Genomic DNA, 20,919 nt, shown 5'->3' on the forward strand with positions numbered 1-20,919 from the left:
GAAACTATGAGTAATCCGAAACAACAACAAGAGCAAATTAATATCGAGTTAGATGAAACTATCGCAGAAGGAATTTATTCTAATCTTGCGATTATAAATCACTCATCATCAGAGTTTGTTTTAGATTTTGTGAGCATTATGCCGGGTATTCCTAAAGCCAAGGTAAAGTCAAGAATTGTCCTGACACCACAACATGCTAAAAGATTATTAAAAGCAATTGGTGAAAACATTCATCGTTTTGAAGTAGCTCACGGCGAGATCAAAGACACTGAACAAGCGCCAATACCGCTTAATTTTGGTCCTGCGGGACAAGCATAATTATAAAAGCCCCAGTAATGGGGCTTTTTTTTGTTAAAATTGAAATATAGAAATCTGTAGTTTGTCCGATTTTTATTTCACTTTATCGAGTATATTTCTTTATGCAATTTTAATGTAATAACTTAGACATTCCGTAATTAGGATAAAAGTAATTTTAGAATATAATGACTTAGTAAGGTTGATTTAATTCAGATTAAAAAAAAGCGCTAATATTTAAATTAGCGCTTTTTTTGTTATTTTTTTGAAATGAAAATTAATCAAACTCTGAAGTAAAGAATAATTTTACAGTTGGATATTTATTTTGAGTCATTTGAATTGTAAAATCAGAATCGGCTAAAAATACTAATTGACCGTATTTATCATGTGCTAAGAATTTTTGTTTGATACGTTTAAATTCTTTAAACTCATCATTTTTAGCATCATCAGGTTTTACCCAACAAGCTTTATGTACTGGGAAGTTTTCATACGTACATTTTGCACCGTATTCATGCTCCAAACGATACTGAATTACTTCATATTGAAGTGCTCCAACTGTACCAATAACTTTACGATTATTCATCTCTAAAGTAAATAACTGTGCCACACCTTCATCCATTAACTGATCAACCCCTTTGTCCAATTGCTTGGCTTTCATTGGATCAGCATTGTTGATGTATCTAAAGTGTTCCGGAGAAAAACTAGGAATTCCTTTAAAACTCATGATTTCGCCTTCGGTTAAAGTATCTCCAATTTTAAAATTTCCGGTGTCGTGCAAACCTACAATATCACCTGGATATGAAATGTCTACAATTTCTTTTTTCTCAGCAAAGAAAGCATTCGGACTCGAAAATTTTAAATTTTTCTTTTGACGAACGTGATAGTAAGGCTTGTTTCTTTCGAAAGTTCCCGAAACAATTTTAATGAAAGCCAAACGGTCTCTGTGTTTTGGATCCATATTAGCATGGATTTTAAATACAAAACCTGTCATTTTTTCTTCTTTAGGATCAACTAATCGTGTTTCGGAATCTTTTGGTCTTGGAGAAGGAGCGATTGTTACGAAACAATCTAGCAATTCACGAACTCCAAAGTTATTTAATGCCGATCCAAAAAATACTGGCTGAATTTTTCCGTCTAAATAATCCTGACGCTCAAATTTTGGATAAACTTCATCGATTAATTCTAATTCTTCACGAAGTTTATCAGCTGCTTTTTGACCAACGATTTTATCTAATTCAGGATTGTTTTGAACATCAGAGAAAGCGATCGTTTCTTCGATATTTTTACGGCTGTCACCACTAAAAAGATTGATATTTTCTTCCCATAAATTATAAATCCCCTGAAAGTCATAGCCCATTCCGATAGGAAAACTCAAAGGAGTAACTTTTAATCCCAATTTTTGTTCCACTTCGTCCATTAGGTCAAAAGCATCTTTTCCTTCACGGTCTAATTTATTGATGAAAACAATCATCGGAATGTTACGCATTCTACAAACGGCAACTAATTTCTCCGTTTGTTCCTCGACTCCTTTTGCAACGTCAATTACAACAATAACACTATCAACAGCCGTTAAAGTTCTAAAAGTATCTTCGGCAAAATCCTTGTGTCCCGGAGTATCAAGAATGTTGATTTTTTTGTCTTTATAATTAAAAGCAAGTACAGATGTTGAAACCGAAATACCTCTTTGGCGTTCGATTTCCATAAAGTCACTAGTTGCTCCTTTTTTAATTTTATTATTTTTTACAGCACCAGCTTCCTGAATTGCCCCTCCAAACAACAATAATTTCTCAGTTAAAGTTGTTTTACCGGCATCGGGATGCGATATAATTCCAAATGTTCTTCTGCGTTGTATTTCTTTTAAAAAGCTCATATTTTGTATAAATAGGTTGCAAAAGTACTATTAATTACCGCTTAATAAAAATATTCACTTCTTAATTTGGGAAGTCTTTCTTTTAAAGAAAAAAATAAGGCTGTTATTATAACAGCCTTACATTAGTCATTTTAAATTACTGATTAATTGACCAAACTGAATATCCTTTTGGAGGACATTGTATTTTTACCCATTTGTCTGCTTGCGTAGTTGGATACCAGGTTGAGTTTCCGGTAAAATCTTTAATTTGAGTATTTGCCCAATTAGTTTCAACCCATCTTTCTTGCCAGGAAGATGAATTATTGATATAAACCACTAATCCCGGATTTCCGTTGTATCCATTTCTTCTGGCAACATATTCATCATTATCAGAATATAAAATTGAAGTTGTACCAGTTGCTTTGTTGTTATGAATCCAGATTAGATTGTTTAATTTGCTCTTATCCAGCCATTCCTCGTAATCTCTATAGAAAATTGTTGGATATCCTTCATGCGTTAAAATATAAGAATACGCCAATAATTTATTTGAAATTTCATCCGTATCATGATTGGTTACAAAAGTTACCGCTTTATATGGATTTCTTTTCCACATCATATCGTCATTTAAAAGAGCCAGATTATTTCCGTCAAAAGCATCATTCATTTTGTAGTAACAAGCAAAATCAAATACAGAACTATTAGCATTATTCGCCCAGTCATTTAATATGTTTACATTAGAATCCCATAATTCACCTACAGAAAACCCACCTACATTTGCATTCCAGTCCCTAACAACCCAAGAACCAAAACCCTTAACGTAATCAAATCTCCAGCCATCAAATTTCATTGTGTTTTTGTAATATTTACCAACTCCATCAGCTCTCAGCCACAACCAATCTTTCACATTAGGAGCTGCGTGGCATAAGTCCGGAAATCCACCAAAACTTCCTTCATCATTATTGCCATAACTATTTTTATAAAAATCATTATAAGTACGTTTAAATTTTCCAGAAGCAACTCCGGTAAAATTTGTCCAGGTATTTGTTCCCGTAAAAGGATTTGCTTCAGATTGGCCACCGCTATTGTGATTAATTACGATATCAGCATATACTTTCATGTTTTCAGTATGTGCCTTTGTAATCAGGCTTACCAATTCGGTTTTAGAACCAAATCTGGTTTCGATAGTTCCATTTTGGTTATAATCTCCAAAATCGAAATAATCCGTTGGATCATATCCCATAGAAAATGCTCCGTTTTGCGCTTTTGAGGCAGGAGGAAGCCATACAGATCCAATTCCGGCATTAGACCAGTCGGTTAATTTAGTCGTAACAGTATTCCACCAGTTTCCGCCCGCAGGAACATCCCAATAAAAAGCCTGCATCATAACGCCTCCACCAGGATTATCAACATATTTGCCTGTTAGGGATGATTTGGTTTCGCCGGTACTAAAAGGTTTTCCGTCATGATGTGTTACATTGATGATTTTGAATTCTTTACTCGCTGCACTTGCGCCATTTTCAGATGTTTCATTGTCAGAACAAGCGCAAAACAATGCAGTAATTGCAAGAAAGCAATAAAATTTCACAAAAGGTTTTTTCATAATAATGATTTGGTTAAGGTTAGATTAATAAAGTTGTAATTGTATCGGATATTAATGGTAAAAGTGAATTATTCTCAATTTTATCACATATAAAATATTAATTACTCATCTAAAGTATGTAAATTTTATTATTTTGTGAATTATAGGAAAATTTTTATATAACGAAAACGTTGTAGTGTTGAAAACTTTTAATTTTAGGAGTAAAAAATTTAAACAATTCCGTCATAAATAAAACCACAATTATATCGATATGAGCTTTATTATTTGGAGATTGTATTTTGAAGTATTTCTGCTGATAAACAACTTCTTATTAATTGAATTTACGAGCTATCCCATAATTTTTTGTTAATAGTATTGCTGATAGTTGTATTATGTAATTGAATTGTTATTTTTGTTCGTTATAAGTTAGAAGAACTAGAAGTTAATTATTTAATGTTTCAGAATAAATTTTTGAAAGAGAAATAAATGAATTGGTAGTTTAAATAAAGTCTAAAGCATTCAAATTAAATTTAAAATAATGTTATTAAAAAAAATTCAGCTAAAAACAATTGATTACAAATTTGGGTTAACAATATGTTTTTTACTTTTTTTCAACTCATTTATTTCAGCACAGGAAATTATTCCGGATGTTGTAGCAGAAAAACCAGTTGAAGTTCCTTCTGGGCAGAGGCAAAAAATTGACGGTATTATTGCAACTGTTGGAGATTATATTGTTTTAGATTCTGATATTGATAAAGGATATTTAGAAATTACCAGTCAGGGAGGTTCTACAAAAGATATTACAAGATGCCAAATGCTTGGTAAACTTTTAGAGGATAAATTATATGCGCATCAGGCTATTCAGGATAGTATTATTGTAAGCGATGCTGAAGTAAGAGGAATGATGGAAGAGCGTCTAAACTATATGATGCAGCAAGTTGGAGACATAAACAAGGTTGTAGCTTATTATAAGAAAAACTCTGTAGAAGAATTCAAAACTTACTTTGCTGATATCTTAAAAGAGCAAAAGCTAGCTTCTGAAATGCAGAAAAAAATTATTGATGCAGTTGAGATTACACCGGAAGAAGTTCGTAATTTCTTTAAAAAAATACCAAAAGATGAATTGCCAACTTTTGGAGCAGAAATGGAAGTAGCACAAATTGTTGTAGAACCAAAAGTTTCAAAAGAAGACGAGCAAAAGGTTATTGACCGATTAAATGGTATTAGAAAAGATGTATTAGACGGATCTAGTTTTGCTACCAAAGCAGTTTTATATTCACAAGACCCGGGATCATCTTCTAGTGGAGGTTTCTATAAAATGACAAGAAAAACTCCTTTCGTAAAAGAGTTTAAAGATGTTGCATTTAGTTTGGCAGAAGGAGAAATTTCGGAACCATTTAAAACCAATTTTGGATATCATATTATTATGGTAGATAAAATTAAAGGGCAAGAAGTTGAATTACGTCATATTTTAATAGCGCCAACTGTTTCTGAAGATGCTTTGAAAGAAGCTAAAGAAAGAATCATAAATATTAGAAAAAAGATTGAAAGTAAAGAAATTTCTTTTGCTGATGCAGCCAGAACAGAATCTGATGAAAAAGAAACTAGAGCAAATGGTGGTACTTTAGTAAATCCTAATACACAAGACACACGTTTTGAATTGACTAAAATGGATCCGACATTATACAGTCAGGTTTCAAATTTAAAAGATGCTGAAATTTCTCAGCCACTTTTAAACACAGACGAAAAAGGTAAAAAAACATATAAGTTAATTACCGTTACCAACAGAATCGAAGAACATACGGCGGATTATGCTAAAGATTATACTAAAATTAAAGAATTAGCATTAAAAGAAAAACAAATCAATGCCATTGCTAAATGGTTTGACGAAAAAATAAAAGATACCTATATCAAAATTATTGGAGAGTACAGAGATTGTACTTTTACAAACAATTGGTTGAAAAAATAATTTTTATTAAATAAATAAAAAGAGTTAGTTTTATGATTTCATAGCGCTAACTCTTTTTAATTTTAAATATATTCATAAATGTCTGACGTAACAGCAATTCATAATTTAGTTCAAAAACGTAACGAATTAAAAACCGAAATAGCAAAAATAATTGTAGGGCAGGACGCCGTTGTAGATCAAATTTTACTTTGTATATTTTCGGGCGGACATGCTCTTTTGATAGGTGTGCCGGGATTAGCAAAAACATTATTAATAAATACTTTGTCTCAGGCATTAGGTTTAGATTTTAAAAGAATTCAATTTACGCCGGATTTAATGCCGTCAGATATTTTAGGAAGTGAAATTTTAGATGAAAATAGAAGGTTTAAATTTATAAAAGGACCTGTTTTTTCTAATATTATCCTGGCTGATGAGATTAATAGAACACCGCCAAAAACACAAGCAGCTTTACTTGAAGCGATGCAGGAACGTTCTGTTACAATCGCTGGTGAAAATCATAAATTAGATTTACCTTATTTTGTATTAGCAACTCAAAACCCAATTGAGCAAGAAGGAACTTACCCGTTGCCGGAAGCCCAGTTAGACCGTTTTATGTTTGCTATAAAATTAGAATATCCTAGTTTTGAAGAAGAAGTGCAAGTCGTAAAACGTACAACTTCTGATGCTAAAACAACTATAAATCCATTATTTACAGCACAGGAAATTATCGATTTTCAACATTTAATCCGCAGAATTCCTGTGGCAGATAATGTTATTGAATATGCGGTGTCTTTAGTAAGTAAAACACGTCCGGATAATAAGTTGACAAATGATTTTGTTAGAAATTATTTAGATTGGGGAGCTGGACCAAGAGCGTCTCAAAATTTAATTTTGGCAGCAAAAGCACATGCCGCTTTTAATGGTAAATTTTCACCTGATATTGAAGATGTAAAAGCAGTTGCAATTGGTATTTTACGCCACAGAATTATTAAAAATTATAAAGCTGATGCTGAAGGAATAACGGAAGAAATTATTATTCAGAAATTATTATAAAACTAACAAAGTTTGCGAAAAGCCTAACATTAAATTGTTAGGCTTTTTTTTGTTTGATTTGAAATTCATATCGTAAAATAATCTTTAATAAAACTTCGATAAAATTTTATTTCAATATCATTGAAAAAGTGAATTTGACGTCAACTATAACGATGTAAATTCTAATTTAGAAAGATTCTTTACTTAAAACAGGCTCAAAATAGGGTTTGTTTATAACAACAAATTTCGACTTTGTTAAAGAAAAGATTTTAAAATATCAATAATTCATTTTTTTATTTCAAAATTGATATTTTCGCAATAACAAGCGATCAAAATCGTTTTTTAACAATAATAATTTTTGAAAAGGCGACTTCTATTATATTTTTTTTAATTCTCGGCTTTAATAGCTAAATTTGCGAACAAAAAAATAAAAATACCTAGAAATACCTCTACTATGAACATTTATAAGGATTACATCCAGGAAATTGAAGAAAGAAAAGGTCAAGGGCTTCACCCGAAACCAATTGATGGTGCTGAATTATTAAGCGAAATCATTGAACAAATTAAAGATTTGAATAATGAATACAGAGAAGATTCTCTTAAGTTCTTTATTTATAATGTTGTACCGGGAACGACGAGCGCAGCTGGTCTGAAGGCTAAATTTCTAAAAGAAATCATTCTTGGTCAATCCATAGTAAAAGAAATAACATCTGCTTTTGCTTTTGAGTTATTATCACACATGAAAGGTGGGCCTTCAATTGAGGTGTTGCTTGATTTAGCCCTTGGTAATGATGCTGCTATTGCAAAAGAAGCAGCAAACGTTCTTAAAACGCAAGTTTACCTTTATGAGGCGGATACAGACCGTTTAAAAGAAGCATTTAAAAATGAAAATCCAATTGCCAGAGAAATTCTGGAAAGCTATGCAAAGGCAGAGTTTTTTACTTCATTACCAGAAGTAGTTGAAGAAATTAAAGTGGTTACATATATCGCTGGTGAAGGAGATATTTCTACAGATTTATTATCTCCGGGTAATCAGGCTCACTCTCGTTCTGATCGTGAACTTCACGGTAAATGTATGATTACTCCTCAGGCACAAGACGAAATCAAGATGCTGCAAGCTCAGTATCCTGATGCAAGTGTGATGTTAATTGCAGAGAAAGGTACAATGGGTGTAGGTTCGTCAAGAATGTCAGGTGTAAATAACGTGGCACTTTGGACAGGTAAACAAGCAAGTCCATACGTTCCATTTATTAATATTGCTCCAATTGTTGCAGGAACAAATGGTATTTCTCCAATTTTCCTAACAACTGTTGATGTTACTGGTGGAATTGGTTTGGACCTTAAAAACTGGGTAAAAAAGCTTGACGCAAATGGTGATATTATTCGTAATGAGAATAATGAGCCAATTTTGGAAGAAGCATACTCTGTTGCTACAGGAACTGTATTAACAATAAATACAAAAACGAAGAAGCTTTATAATGGCGATAAAGAGTTAATTGATATTTCAAAGGCATTCACGCCTCAGAAAATGGAATTCATTAAAGCTGGAGGGTCATATGCAATTGTATTTGGTAAAAAACTTCAAACATTAGCAGCGAAAGTTCTTGATATTGAAGCACCACTTGTATTTGCTCCATCAAAAGAGATTTCTATTGAAGGGCAAGGTCTTACAGCTGTGGAAAAAATCTTTAACAGAAATGCTGTTGGTATCACTCCGGGTAAAGTATTACACGCTGGTTCTGATGTTCGTGTAGAAGTTAATATCGTAGGTTCACAAGATACGACCGGTCTTATGACTGCTCAGGAATTGGAGTCTATGGCTGCTACAGTTATTTCACCAATCGTTGATGGTGCTTACCAATCTGGTTGTCACACAGCTTCAGTATGGGATAAAAAAGCTCAGGCAAATATCCCAAAATTGATGAAATTTATGAATGATTTCGGTTTAATCACAGCACGTGACCCTAAAGCCATTTATCATTCAATGACGGATGTAATTCACAAAGTTTTAAACGATATTACAATAGATGAATGGGCTATCATTATTGGTGGTGACTCTCATACAAGAATGTCAAAAGGTGTTGCTTTTGGTGCTGACTCAGGAACAGTTGCTCTTGCACTTGCAACGGGAGAAGCTTCAATGCCAATTCCGGAATCTGTAAAGGTGACATTTATTGGAGAAATGAAAGGTTATATGGACTTCCGTGATGTAGTTCATTCAACACAATCTCAAATGCTTAAGAAATTTGGTGGTGAAAATGTATTCCAGGGTAGAATTATTGAAGTTCATCTTGGTACTCTTACTGCTGACCAAGCATTTACGTTTACAGACTGGACTGCAGAAATGAAAGCAAAAGCTTCTATCTGTATTTCTGAAGATGATACTTTGATTGATTCACTGGAGATTGCAAAAGGAAGAATCCAGATTATGATCGATAAAGGGATGGATAATCACAAACAAGTTCTTCAGGGATTGATTAATAAAGCTGATAAGAGAATTTCTGAAATTAAATCAGCTGAGAAACCAGCCTTAACTCCAGATGCAAATGCTAAGTATTATGCTGAAGTGGTTGTGGATCTTGATCAAATTGTAGAGCCAATGATTGCCGATCCGGACGTTAACAATGTTGATGTTTCTAAAAGATATACGCACGATACTATCAGGCCTCTTTCTTTTTATGGAGGAGTAAAAAAAGTAGACCTTGGATTTATCGGTTCTTGTATGGTTCACAAAGGAGATATGAAAATCCTTGCCCAAATGCTTAAAAATATAGAAGATTTACATGGTAAAGTTGAGTTTAAAGCGCCGCTTGTAGTAGCGCCGCCAACTTATAACATTGTAGATGAACTTAAGGCTGAAGGAGACTGGGAAGTTTTACAGAAATACTCTGGTTTCGAATTTGACGATAATGCTCCTAAAGGTGCAGCACGTACAGAATACGAAAACATGTTGTACTTAGAACGTCCAGGGTGTAACCTTTGTATGGGTAACCAGGAAAAAGCGGCAAAAGGAGATACTGTAATGGCAACTTCGACACGTTTATTCCAAGGAAGAGTTGTAGAAGATACTGAAGGTAAAAAAGGAGAATCATTGCTTTCTTCAACACCAGTAGTAGTTTTGTCTACAATTCTTGGCAGAACTCCTACAATGGATGAATATACAGCTGCAGTAGAAGGTATTAGTTTGACTAAGTTTGCGCCTTCTAGCAAGCAACTAGTGATGTAATAATACCATTAGTTATAATCATTATATATAAAAAGCCCGAGTGATAAACTCGGGCTTTTTCTTTTCTGGCTCCTCTATTTTTTGTACCTTGTCGTGTTCAAAATAAAAAAACAAAACAATTATAACTTATGGCTTTTGATATTGAAATGATAAAAAAAGTGTATGAGAACATGCCCGGTCGTGTTGATAAAGCACGCGAGATTGTTGGTCGTCCACTTACTTTAACGGAGAAAATTTTGTACAATCACCTTTGGGATGGAAATCCAACGAAGGCGTTTGGAAGAGGTGTTGATTATGTTGATTTTGCACCGGACCGTGTTGCTTGTCAAGATGCAACAGCTCAAATGGCATTATTACAATTTATGCATGCCGGAAAGAAAACAGTTGCTGTTCCTACAACAGTTCACTGCGATCACTTAATTCAGGCAAAAGTGGATGCTGCAACCGATTTGGCCAGAGCAAAAACACAAAGTAACGAAGTTTTCGATTTCTTATCGTCAGTTTCTAATAAATACGGAATTGGTTTTTGGAAGCCAGGAGCCGGAATTATTCACCAGGTAGTGCTTGAAAATTATGCTTTTCCGGGCGGAATGATGATTGGTACCGATTCTCATACTGTAAATGCAGGTGGTCTAGGAATGGTAGCTATTGGTGTTGGTGGTGCTGATGCCGTAGACGTTATGTCTGGTATGGCTTGGGAATTAAAATTCCCTAAATTAATTGGAGTAAAACTAACTGGTAAATTATCAGGATGGACTGCTCCCAAAGATGTTATCCTTAAAGTTGCCGGTATACTTACTGTAAAAGGTGGTACAGGTGCTATAGTTGAATATTTTGGTGAAGGTGCAACTTCTATGTCATGTACAGGAAAAGGTACTATTTGTAATATGGGTGCTGAAATTGGAGCTACAACTTCAACTTTTGGTTATGATGATTCTATGAGTCGTTACCTGCGTTCTACAGGCAGAGCTGATGTTGCAGATGCTGCAGATAAAGTAGCTCCTTACTTAACAGGAGATCCGGAAGTTTATGCTAACCCGGAAAAATATTTTGATCAGTTAATCGAAATCAATTTATCAGAATTAGAGCCACATTTAAACGGTCCTTTTACACCTGATTTGGCAACTCCAATTTCTAAAATGAAAGAAGAAGCGATTAAAAATAACTGGCCGTTACAAATTCAGGTTGGTTTAATTGGTTCTTGTACAAACTCTTCTTACGAGGATATTGCTCGTGCCGCTTCTTTGGCAAAACAAGTAAGTGCTAAAAACTTAAAAACAAAATCTCAATTTACAATTACTCCGGGTTCTGAAGTAGTTCGTTATACAATTGAAAGAGACGGATTTATCGATACTTTCGAAAAAATTGGCGCTACCGTTTTTGCTAACGCCTGCGGACCATGTATAGGTATGTGGGACAGAGATGGAGCAGAGAAAGAAGAAAGAAATACTATTGTTCACTCTTTTAACCGTAACTTCTCAAAACGTGCAGATGGTAATCCGAATACTTTAGCTTTCGTGGGTTCTCCTGAATTGGTAACTGCAATGGCTATAGCCGGTGATTTAGGCTTCAATCCATTGACAGATACTTTGATCAATGAAGATGGAGAAGAAGTAAGACTTGAAGCACCAACAGGAGACGAATTGCCTCCAAGAGGTTTTGATGCCGAAGATCCTGGATTTCAGGCTCCGGCTGAAGATGGTTCAGGAGTTCAGGTTGTGGTAGATCCTGCATCAGAACGTTTGCAATTATTAGCTCCTTTTGATGCTTGGGATGGTAAAAATATTACAGGTGCTAAATTGTTGATCAAAGCATTTGGAAAATGTACTACAGATCACATTTCTATGGCTGGACCATGGTTGCGTTTCCGTGGACATTTGGATAATATTTCTAACAATATGTTGATTGGCGCTGTAAATGCATTCAATCAAAAAACAAATTCTGTTAGAAATCAGTTAACAGGAGAGTATGATGCAGTTCCTGCTGTAGCTCGTGCATACAAAGCTGCCGGAGTTCCATCAATCGTTGTGGGAGATCACAATTATGGTGAAGGTTCTTCTCGTGAGCATGCTGCTATGGAGCCACGTTTCTTGGGTGTTAAAGCGGTATTAGTAAAATCGTTTGCACGTATTCATGAAACAAACCTTAAAAAACAAGGGCTTTTAGGATTAACTTTTGCTAATGAAGCAGATTACGATAAAATTCAGGAAAATGATACAATTAACTTTATTGATTTAACTGAGTTCGCTCCTGGAAAACCATTAACGTTAGAGTTTCTTCATACAGATGGTTCTAAAGATATTATCCTGGCAAACCATACTTACAATGCAGGTCAGATTGGCTGGTTCGTTGCGGGGTCAGCATTAAATTTAATTGCTGCTGGAAAAGCTTAATCTATATGATTTAATTATGCTAAAAACGCTCTGTGAAAACAGGGCGTTTTTTATTTCAGGTAAGCTGCAGTATGATATTTAATAAAAAATAATTATATTTGCAGGATAAAACTTATATATTTCGATTTAATAACGAATTTTATATGTTTTGTTTAATGTAGTGATTTTGAGTTTATTACTTTTAAATCGATTGAATTTTGTTAATTTGAACTTAATAAGTTGTTAAAAAAGACGTTTTTTTTGCATAAAAATGTTAAATTCGCCTTATTAGTAAAAGAATCGTTCTTTTTTTGAGTTTATAAAATGAACTACAAAATTTAAAAAAAAATTCCCCCCAAGAAATGAATTTTAAGTTAGTCGTCATAATGTTGTTTTTAAGTTTAAGTGTTTTTTCACAGGAAAAATATATTAAGCATACTATTTCTAAAGGTGATAATATCACTACAATTGCAAAAAAGTACGGAGTAAAACCTAAAGCTATTATAGATGCAAATCCTAATGCACCTAAAATTTTAAAGCTAAACTCGGTTTTGCTAATTCCCAATACAAATCAAACTACTGTAGCAACAACAAATGAAGTTGCTGTAAATAATACTTCTTCTGGAACACACGAGGTTTTGGCTAAAGAAACGCTGTGGGGAATATCCAAAAAATACAATATTTCAGTCGAAGATTTAAAAAAATCCAATCCGCTTTTAGAAACAGAAGGTTTAAAAATTGGACAGCAAATTATTATTCCATCCAATTCAATTGCAGTATCAGAAAAACCAATTGATGATCTTAAAATTGTAACAGATGTTGAAGTGGTTGTAGAAGTTCAGCCAAAAGAAACTAAATACGCAATTGCAAAAAGATATGGATTGACAGTGGCTGAATTAGAAAGGCAAAATCCATTTATTAAAGGGAAATTACCGGTTGGTTATGTTTTGAAAATTAGAACTTCAAAAGAAAAAGCAGATGCTGCTGCAGCTTTGGTTTCTCCACAAGAAATAAAAGAGACAATAACACCATCGTCAGAAACGCAAATTGCAGAAAATACATCTCCGGCAATTCAAACTGATTCAACGAGTACAATTATAAAAGTGAGTAATCATTCTGAATTAGTCGATCAATTAATTGTAAACGCTACAGAAAATATCGGGACGCGATATCGATCGGGCGGTACTACAAAAGCAGGTTTTGATTGTTCAGGTTTAATGATTTCGACTTTTAGTAATTTTGATATTAAATTGCCCCGAAGTTCAATAGAGCAATCCCGCATTGGAATGAAAGTTACTACTGATGAAGCCCAAAAAGGCGATTTGATTTTCTTTAAAACAAATGGAAGAAGACAAATTAATCATGTTGGAATGGTAGTAGAAGTTGTTGATGGTGAAATTAAATTTGTTCACTCTTCAACTCATGGCGGTGTAATGATTTCGTCAACAAAAGAACCATATTACCAACGAGCTTTTTCACAAGTAAACAGAGTTTTGCAATAAAAGAGAAATTAATTAAAATGTAATTTCTTTTTGAAATCCTCGATTGGAAAAGGTTTATTTAAAAATTCAGTTACATAGTTATTCTCTTTGATTTTTTTTATTTCGTCAGAATCCAGAGTTGACGAAAGTACATAAATCTGATTTTCTTTTTTAAATTCGTCACTTAACTTATCGTATTCTTCCAAAAAATCAAAACCGTTCATTATTGGCATCTGTATATCCAATAGAATAATTAAAGTTTGGTTTAAGTCCTGATGGTTGTATAGCCACTCCAAACCTTCTCTGCCATTGTTAGTGATGTTTATGTCACTATCAAGAGATTTTTTTATAAGCTGTTTGATAACGAGCTGATCGATCAGGTTGTCTTCAATTAATAAAAATACAGGTTTAAGATCCATGATGGTTAGGGATTGTTATAATGAATTTACTTCCGATATTGTTTTCAGACAAGACATAAATATTTCCTCTAATATTTTCAACGGCTTCTTTTACAATGTATAACCCCAGTCCTGATCCTTTGTTTTTGTTTGTTCCAAAATACATTTCAAAAATGTGGTCTTTAAATTCATCTTTAATTCCAATTCCGTTGTCAGATATTTCAATTTTATTACAACCATCAGCAATGTAGGTTTTAATAGCAATAAACATTTGCTGTTTGGTATTGTCGGCATATTTAATGGCATTTGAAAGTAGGTTGAAGATAATAATTTTTAAGCGTAAACTATCACTCTGAATTTCATCTACCAATAATTCTTTTGTAATGGATATTTGGCTGGCATTTTCAAAATGCATTAATTGTGAGATTGCTTCATCAAATATTTCCTGTAAGCTAACAGGCTCCAAGATGATTTGTTTTCGCTTATTTTTAGAATAATCGATAATATCACTAATAAATTGGTCTTGCCTGGCCAGACTCGTATGCATTAAAGTCAAATATTCCCTAATTTGATTAAGGTTGTCTTCTTCTTGGGTAATTTTGATTAATCCTTGTAAAGAGGTTATAGGAGATCTCAAATCATGTGATGCACTGTAAACAAAATGATCGAGTTCGTGATTAACCAATATTAAATTTTCATTTTTAACTTCTATTTCTTTTTTAGAAACAATGAGGCGTTTTACCATTATCGAATAATAAAGGCAAACGCTGCAAATGATAATCAGAATAAAAAAAACATTAGTAAAGATCAGTAAGTCTTTTATTTTGCGTGTTCCTTCGCCTAATGTATTCGAAAAATTGCGTTCATTAATGGTGAGTTTATCACTTATTATGCTAATTTGCTGGAGGAATTTTTGTTGGTCGGCAGCGGTTAATATGTTATGTTTTATTTTGGCATTAATTTGTTCTTCTATAATGAATAATTTGAAGATTAATTTGTCGCCCTGTTCCCATTCGTTAATGGCTTTGGCTAAAAATGAAACCTTCTTAAAATTCACAAATAACCAAACAAGATCGTCTAAATCTTCCTGATGATTTCTGCCAACAAGTAATGCTTTGCGGGCAATTGCATTATCTCCGGCTTTTAGTAATGCAACTCTGGCGGTTCCATCACCTTGTGGAACTTTTAGTTCTTCAAGATATAATTTCCATTGATTTTTGTCTTTAGTGTATAAATAGGTTATTAAATGGCGGGAAGCATCTTTTTGTCCTTTTGAATAATGTGATTCACCATTTACATAAGCTCTGGTTGCAGATAATGTTTTGATGGTAAAAAAGTTAATACAAATTAATAAAGCACAGCAAACAAAAACTATTAAAATAAGTATGAAAACATTTGCAAAACGCAACTTCTTAAAAAATTGGGATTTAGACATAGTTTTCGAGTTTGTTGGTTGATAATCTGATTCTGATTTTTGGTTGTCTCTTGTGGAAAAAAGATATTCCTTGATAATAATCTTTGGAGCGAGATTGTTCTAATTTTTAAACAAATGTTAATAAAAATTTTAAAATTTAACATCATTATATCGCTTAACTCAAAATTAGTAAAAAAATATTACGGTTTTACAAACGGTTTGTTTTTTCTGGTTAATTTTATTTTTTAAACGGATTAATTTTTAATGTATTGATTTTTAGTATTTTGTATGTATTTTAGAGGCTGTCGTTTAAAATTTGAAACAAATTCATTCTTACTCTGGTAGAAAAAGAAGTGCCAAATAAAAAAAGTTTTTGTTTAACTAATAGAGTGAAAAATAGATGCTTTTATTTATTCAATTTGATGCCAAAAATGGGCACAACCATTTTTACATTCTGTATTTCTTCTTTCTGTATCAGTAATTTTAAAGACCCAAAGCAAAGCGGTTATTGTTTTTTTATTTTCAATTTTGGGAAGTGTAAGCAATTTGTTAAATGCAATTCTTGTAGAATAATTTTTTAGAATTACAATTGGAGTATAAGTCGGTTTTAAAGGAATGGTATTTATTGCCTTCTGATAAGTTTCTGAATTGTAGTCGGTTTTATTCGGAATAGCATTAAATATGTAGTTTTTTAATGTTGTAAAAAGTCCTTCAAAATTATATTCTTCATCTTCCAATAAAAGTTTTAACCCAGTCTTAAAGTCAATTTTATCCTGAGCGATTTTGTTTATTATTTCTTCTTTAGAAGTCATTGAATGAAAAATGATGTTTAGCTTTTTAAAGGTTCAGTTTTTTTAATACGGCAAAGGATAATAAGCAAAATAGTAATAATTAGAAAAGGAGCAAAATACTTGATAGCAATTATAAAATCCTCCTGATTTTCACTAACTGTATGAGAAATGGTAAGCAAAGACCAAATGACAACAGAAATTATACTCAAAGTTCTTGCTCTGTTTACCTTTGACTTAAATAAAGAAAACAATGCTGTTAAATTTAGAATGGCACATATTTCTAAAAAGAATCTACAAATTAGAGCTGTTATTCCTTGATAACAAGAGCCTCCTTCAATTTTAAATTTTGCAGGCACAAAAGTGTAAGTGTAAAATGTTACGCCAATTAGAAGTATTGAAAATAAATATATCTGTTGTTTCTTCATTGAATTATTTTTCTTTGTCCAGGAATATTGTTGACTACTTCTTCTGTTTTAATTAGAACTTTTTAAAGATATAATCATCTATTAGAAAAGGAAGAATCATAGTTCCAAATAATAATGAAAAAGTGTAGAGATAATCAATTTTGTGTTTTGGAAATTTTCCAATTTCCGGTTCTCTTTTAAATATTTTGAAGTACAGCGTTCTGGTTATTTTTTGAATAATTAAAAAGATAAAAAGCATTTGCGAACCGAAATAACTTAGATTTCTCATTTCATTATTGGAGTTATCTTCAATTAGAATTCCGGCAATGATCAATAAGATTGAAATTGAAATCCAAATTAGGAATATCTTTTGTTGATTTAATTTTTCGATTTGAAATCCCACAATAACTATTGGAATTATAAAAATTATATAAAGCAGAATGTCAATATTCATTTTTGGTGTTTGTTCTAATTATTAATTCTCTTTTTTATTTCTCAAATGTAAACAATTGAATAATTATAATTTTGGCAAAGAACCGTAAACGCAATTATTATCTAAAAACTTCTAATGAAATGAGGTTTGCGTGAGGGATAGAGGCGGTATCCTTTTGTGAAGTGAAACGGAACAAAAGATATAGCCGAAAGCCCGACCCGGAGGGACACGCCCAAAATATTTTTGCAGCATCTAAAATCTAAAATCTAGAATTTCAGAAAAAAGTATATCTTTAACCAACCCAAAAAACAAAATAATGCAAGAAGAAAACCAGGAAAATTTTAAAAGAGAACTCGGATTACTAGACGGAACCATGCTTGTTGTGGGTTCTATGATTGGCTCAGGAATATTTATTGTAAGCGCCGATATCGCCAGACAAGTAGGATCTGCAGGATGGTTAACGCTGATTTGGCTTATTTCCGGATTAATTACGATTATTGCTGCTGTTAGCTACGGCGAGTTGAGTGCAATGTTTCCAAAAGCAGGCGGACAATACGTTTATCTAAAAGAAGCTTACAACAAACTGATTGCCTTTTTGTACGGATGGAGCTTTTTTGCAGTGATTCAAACCGGTACGATTGCTGCCGTTGGTGTGGCTTTTTCGAAATTTGCAGCTTATCTTTATGAACCATTAAGTGATGAAAATATACTTTTTGAATTAGGCTCTTTTAAATTGAATGCCGCACAAATTGTTTCGATTTTGACAATTGTTTTATTGACTTATATTAATAGTCGCGGTGTTAAAAACGGAAAAATTCTTCAAACTGTTCTTACGATTATCAAAATTTTATCATTAGTAGGTTTAATCGTTTTTGGACTAACGCTTGCAGCAAAAGCTTCAATATGGGATGCCAATTGGGCAGATGCCTGGACAACACGCTCATACAATGCTGAAAGCGGATCTTGGCTACCAATTAGTGGAACGGCTTTGATTACCGGAATTTCTGCTGCAATGGTAGGATCATTATTTTCAAGTGATGCCTGGAACGGAGTAACTTTTATTGCAGGAGAAATTAAGAATCCGAAACGCAACGTTGGTTTTAGTTTATTTCTTGGAACTTTTATCGTAACAATTATTTATGTTTTAACAAATTTGATGTATTTGGCTGTAATTCCACTAGACGAAATCGCAACAGCAAAATCGGATAGGGTAGCAGTAGTGGCCTCTCAATATATTTTTGGAAATATTGGAACGTTGATTATTGCAATTATGATTATGATTTCGACTTTTGCCTGCAATAATGGATTAATCATGGCGGGCGCACGAGTATATTATACGATGGCAAACGACGGTTTATTCTTTAAAAAAGCGGCAGTTCTGAATAAAGCAAGCGTTCCTGAATGGGCATTATGGGCGCAATGTATCTGGGCTTCGGCTTTGTGTCTAACAGGAAAATATGGAGATTTATTAGACTTTGTGATCATCATTGTTTTGATTTTTTACATCCTAACAATCTACGGAATCTTTATTTTGCGAAAAAAAATGCCGGATGTAGAAAGACCTTATAAAGCCTTTGGATATCCGTTTTTACCAATGTTGTATATCGTGATTGCAACTGCAATTTGTATTTCATTATTAATTACAAAATTTTCAACCTGTGGTTGGGGAATTTTAATCATGCTAATCGGAATTCCGGTTTATTATTTTACAAAACCAAAAGAGAGTTAAAGAAAGATGCTAAGGTTCTAAGTTGCTAAGATTCTAAGGATTTTTTCAAGCGATAAAATTTAAGACTTTAAATAGAATAAAAGCGCCTTGTTTTTAAGGCGCTTTGTTTTTTATAAATATGTCTGCTGATACAATTATTTTAAATATTTTGTAAGTTCGGCGGCAGCCTGAAGAAACAAAGTTTTAGTTTGCGGAATTTCGGCTAAACCATTCAATAAGCCAAAATCATGAATTACATCATTGTAACGAATTGTTGTTACAACTACTCCTGCATCGCTCAGTTTACGCCCGTAAGCTTCGCCTTCATCTCTTAAAATATCATTTTCGGCAACCTGAATCAAAGTTGGTGGCAAACCTTTTAACTGCGCTAAACTAGCTTGTAAAGGCGAAGCGTAAATTTCATTTCTTTTTGATGGATCAACATATTGGTCCCACATCCATTGCATCAAAGTGCTGGTTAGAAAGCGCTGTTTTCCATACAATTTATAAGACTCCGTTTCAAAATTTGCATCGGTTACGGGCCAGAATAAAATTTGAACTTTAAACAATGGCGTTCCTTTTTCTTTTGCCATTAAAGCACTTGCAGTGGCTAAATTTCCGCCGGCGCTATTACCTACAATTCCCAATTTGCTTCCGTCAACATTTATTTCATCTCCATGTGCAGCGATCCATTTTGCTGCTGCATAAACTTCATTTACAGGTTGTGGATATTTAACTTCTGGCGAAAGTGAATAGTTTACAAAAACACCAACATAACCGGTAAGTACACTTAAATCGCGAACCATACGCTTGTGTGTGGGATAATCACCCAAAACCCAGCCTCCGCCATGAATGAACATGAAAACGGGTAGTTTTCCTTTTGCTCCTTTTGGGCGAACAATGTTGAGCTTTATTTTATATCCATCGGCAGTAATTTCTTTTTCAGATTCATCGATTCCTGATAAATCAACTTTAAATGCGTTTTGTGCACCAACAAGTACATTTCGGGCATCGGCAACCGGAAGCGATTCTAATGGTGCTCCTCCCGAATTTAGTGGTTTCAAAAATTCTTTTACCGCAGGTGTCAAATGCGGATCTGTTGCGTAATCAACTTGTGCATAGCTTTTCATAGTAGTATTTGCTAAAATAATAAACAGGGTTAATACTATTTTTTGGTAGTCAAAATTCTTCATTATAAAGTGGTTTTAAGATTAATTTTTTATAAGAAACCAATATATATGCCACAGCGAAGAAGTGCTGAAAGAGTAGTGATTATGCTTGTTTTTAGCTTATTTGAAGTACTATATTTCGCTAATTTATTTTAGTTTAGTGAAATTTCGTTAGGAGAAATTGTGAAACAGTAAAATGTAAAAAAGAGAGATTGTGAAGTTGTTTTTCCTGGTGAATTTGTGTAAAAGGTTGCTTTTTTTGCGGTAAAATTACTATTCTGAAAAATCGTTAGTAATTTTTTCTTCTGTTGGTCTCAAAAAGATAAGATATATTATAACAAGTATTCCAAATATTAAAAAATCAGGTTTCAGAATTAATATTATAAAGGCAACACCTTCAAGAATTGCCCAGCGAATAATCGAAGCCGTTTGATAAACAGGTAATTTATCTTCAAGTTTCAAATTTCGATCTACTTGTTTTAATTGTGATTTAAATAGAAAATTAGCCATGATAATGGCTAAAAAAGGTATAATAGCAAATACAATCGACGAAGAATCGATAGTGGGAATTGTTTTTAATTTTTCAACTGAAATTTCTCCTATTACAAAATAAGCAACTATTAATCCTGCACAAAGTGCAAAATGTATTATCTGGAGAGTTTTGATTTTTTCGGTCATTTTGGTTGATTTAAGAGATTGATTTAGTAAGTACTAATATAGAATTAATTATGGTGCAAAATAATCAATTATTAAAAGAGAAAAAACAACAGGAAATCTTAGGATTTGGCGTGAAAAAAAATCTCGCAAACTCATCAGAATCG

Annotated in this window: 16 protein-coding genes; 7 read left to right on the forward strand and 9 right to left on the reverse strand. The window is 33.0% G+C overall.

What is annotated here, in order from left to right:
• The first annotated feature begins 6 nt into the window (after nt 1–6).
• Nucleotides 7–318 (forward strand): DUF3467 domain-containing protein, encoded by a 312-nt coding sequence (locus BUE22_RS18560; RefSeq protein ID WP_026985797.1) that lies wholly within the window; start codon nt 7–9, stop codon nt 316–318.
• A gap of 253 nt (nt 319–571) precedes the next feature.
• Here BUE22_RS18560 and BUE22_RS18565 read toward each other — a convergent pair whose 3' ends face one another.
• Entirely contained in the window at nt 572–2,164 is a 1,593-nt protein-coding gene (locus BUE22_RS18565) for a peptide chain release factor 3 (protein ID WP_073397291.1), read from the reverse strand.
• Between the two features lie 136 nt (nt 2,165–2,300).
• On the reverse strand, nt 2,301–3,743 hold the full coding sequence (locus tag BUE22_RS18570; RefSeq protein ID WP_073397292.1) for an alpha-amylase: 1,443 nt from the start codon (nt 3,741–3,743) through the stop codon (nt 2,301–2,303).
• Between the two features lie 517 nt (nt 3,744–4,260).
• On the opposite strand from BUE22_RS18570, the gene BUE22_RS18575 reads away from it, so the two are divergent.
• From BUE22_RS18575 to BUE22_RS18595, 5 genes are all read left to right on the forward strand, one after another.
• Nucleotides 4,261–5,691, forward strand: a complete 1,431-nt coding sequence (locus BUE22_RS18575; RefSeq protein WP_073397293.1) for a peptidylprolyl isomerase — start codon at nt 4,261–4,263, stop codon at nt 5,689–5,691.
• 78 nt (nt 5,692–5,769) lie between these two features.
• Entirely contained in the window at nt 5,770–6,723 is a 954-nt protein-coding gene (locus BUE22_RS18580) for an AAA family ATPase (protein ID WP_073397295.1), read from the forward strand.
• A 433-nt stretch (nt 6,724–7,156) separates the two neighbouring features.
• The gene (locus tag BUE22_RS18585; RefSeq protein WP_073397296.1) at nt 7,157–9,928 is read left to right on the forward strand and encodes a bifunctional aconitate hydratase 2/2-methylisocitrate dehydratase; all 2,772 of its coding nucleotides are present in this window, start codon (nt 7,157–7,159) and stop codon (nt 9,926–9,928) included.
• Between the two features lie 128 nt (nt 9,929–10,056).
• Nucleotides 10,057–12,321 carry an aconitate hydratase gene (locus BUE22_RS18590; protein ID WP_073397297.1) on the forward strand — a complete coding sequence of 755 codons (2,265 nt, stop codon included), beginning with the start codon at nt 10,057–10,059 and terminating at the stop codon, nt 12,319–12,321.
• 341 nt (nt 12,322–12,662) lie between these two features.
• Entirely contained in the window at nt 12,663–13,802 is a 1,140-nt protein-coding gene (locus BUE22_RS18595) for a C40 family peptidase (protein WP_073397299.1), read from the forward strand.
• A gap of 8 nt (nt 13,803–13,810) precedes the next feature.
• Here BUE22_RS18595 and BUE22_RS18600 read toward each other — a convergent pair whose 3' ends face one another.
• The 5 genes from BUE22_RS18600 to BUE22_RS18615 form a co-directional block, all read right to left on the reverse strand.
• Complete coding sequence (locus BUE22_RS18600) at nt 13,811–14,200, reverse strand: response regulator (protein WP_073397300.1); 390 nt, start codon at nt 14,198–14,200, stop codon at nt 13,811–13,813.
• On the reverse strand, nt 14,190–15,614 hold the full coding sequence (locus BUE22_RS18605) for a sensor histidine kinase (RefSeq protein ID WP_073397302.1): 1,425 nt from the start codon (nt 15,612–15,614) through the stop codon (nt 14,190–14,192). The genes BUE22_RS18600 and BUE22_RS18605 overlap by 11 nt, the downstream gene beginning before the upstream one ends.
• 389 nt (nt 15,615–16,003) lie before the next feature.
• The gene (locus BUE22_RS18610) at nt 16,004–16,405 is read right to left on the reverse strand and encodes a DUF5958 family protein (protein WP_073397304.1); all 402 of its coding nucleotides are present in this window, start codon (nt 16,403–16,405) and stop codon (nt 16,004–16,006) included.
• Nucleotides 16,406–16,422: 17 nt separating this feature from the next.
• On the reverse strand, nt 16,423–16,809 hold the full coding sequence (locus tag BUE22_RS23635) for a hypothetical protein (protein ID WP_124020529.1): 387 nt from the start codon (nt 16,807–16,809) through the stop codon (nt 16,423–16,425).
• A gap of 52 nt (nt 16,810–16,861) precedes the next feature.
• Nucleotides 16,862–17,242, reverse strand: coding sequence for a hypothetical protein (locus tag BUE22_RS18615; protein WP_073397305.1), 381 nt, complete (start codon nt 17,240–17,242; stop codon nt 16,862–16,864).
• Between the two features lie 295 nt (nt 17,243–17,537).
• On the opposite strand from BUE22_RS18615, the gene BUE22_RS18620 reads away from it, so the two are divergent.
• A complete protein-coding gene (locus BUE22_RS18620; RefSeq protein WP_073397307.1) occupies nt 17,538–18,950 on the forward strand; it encodes an APC family permease in 1,413 nt (470 codons plus the stop codon).
• Nucleotides 18,951–19,084: 134 nt separating this feature from the next.
• Here the strand turns inward: BUE22_RS18620 and BUE22_RS18625 are convergent, their stop codons facing one another.
• The gene (locus BUE22_RS18625) at nt 19,085–20,122 is read right to left on the reverse strand and encodes an alpha/beta hydrolase (RefSeq protein ID WP_089075977.1); all 1,038 of its coding nucleotides are present in this window, start codon (nt 20,120–20,122) and stop codon (nt 19,085–19,087) included.
• Between the two features lie 249 nt (nt 20,123–20,371).
• Nucleotides 20,372–20,776, reverse strand: coding sequence for an MFS transporter (locus BUE22_RS18630; protein WP_073397308.1), 405 nt, complete (start codon nt 20,774–20,776; stop codon nt 20,372–20,374).
• Nucleotides 20,777–20,919: the final 143 nt, after the last annotated feature.

The organism is Flavobacterium pectinovorum, from assembly GCF_900142715.1.
GTDB lineage: Bacteria > Bacteroidota > Bacteroidia > Flavobacteriales > Flavobacteriaceae > Flavobacterium > Flavobacterium pectinovorum.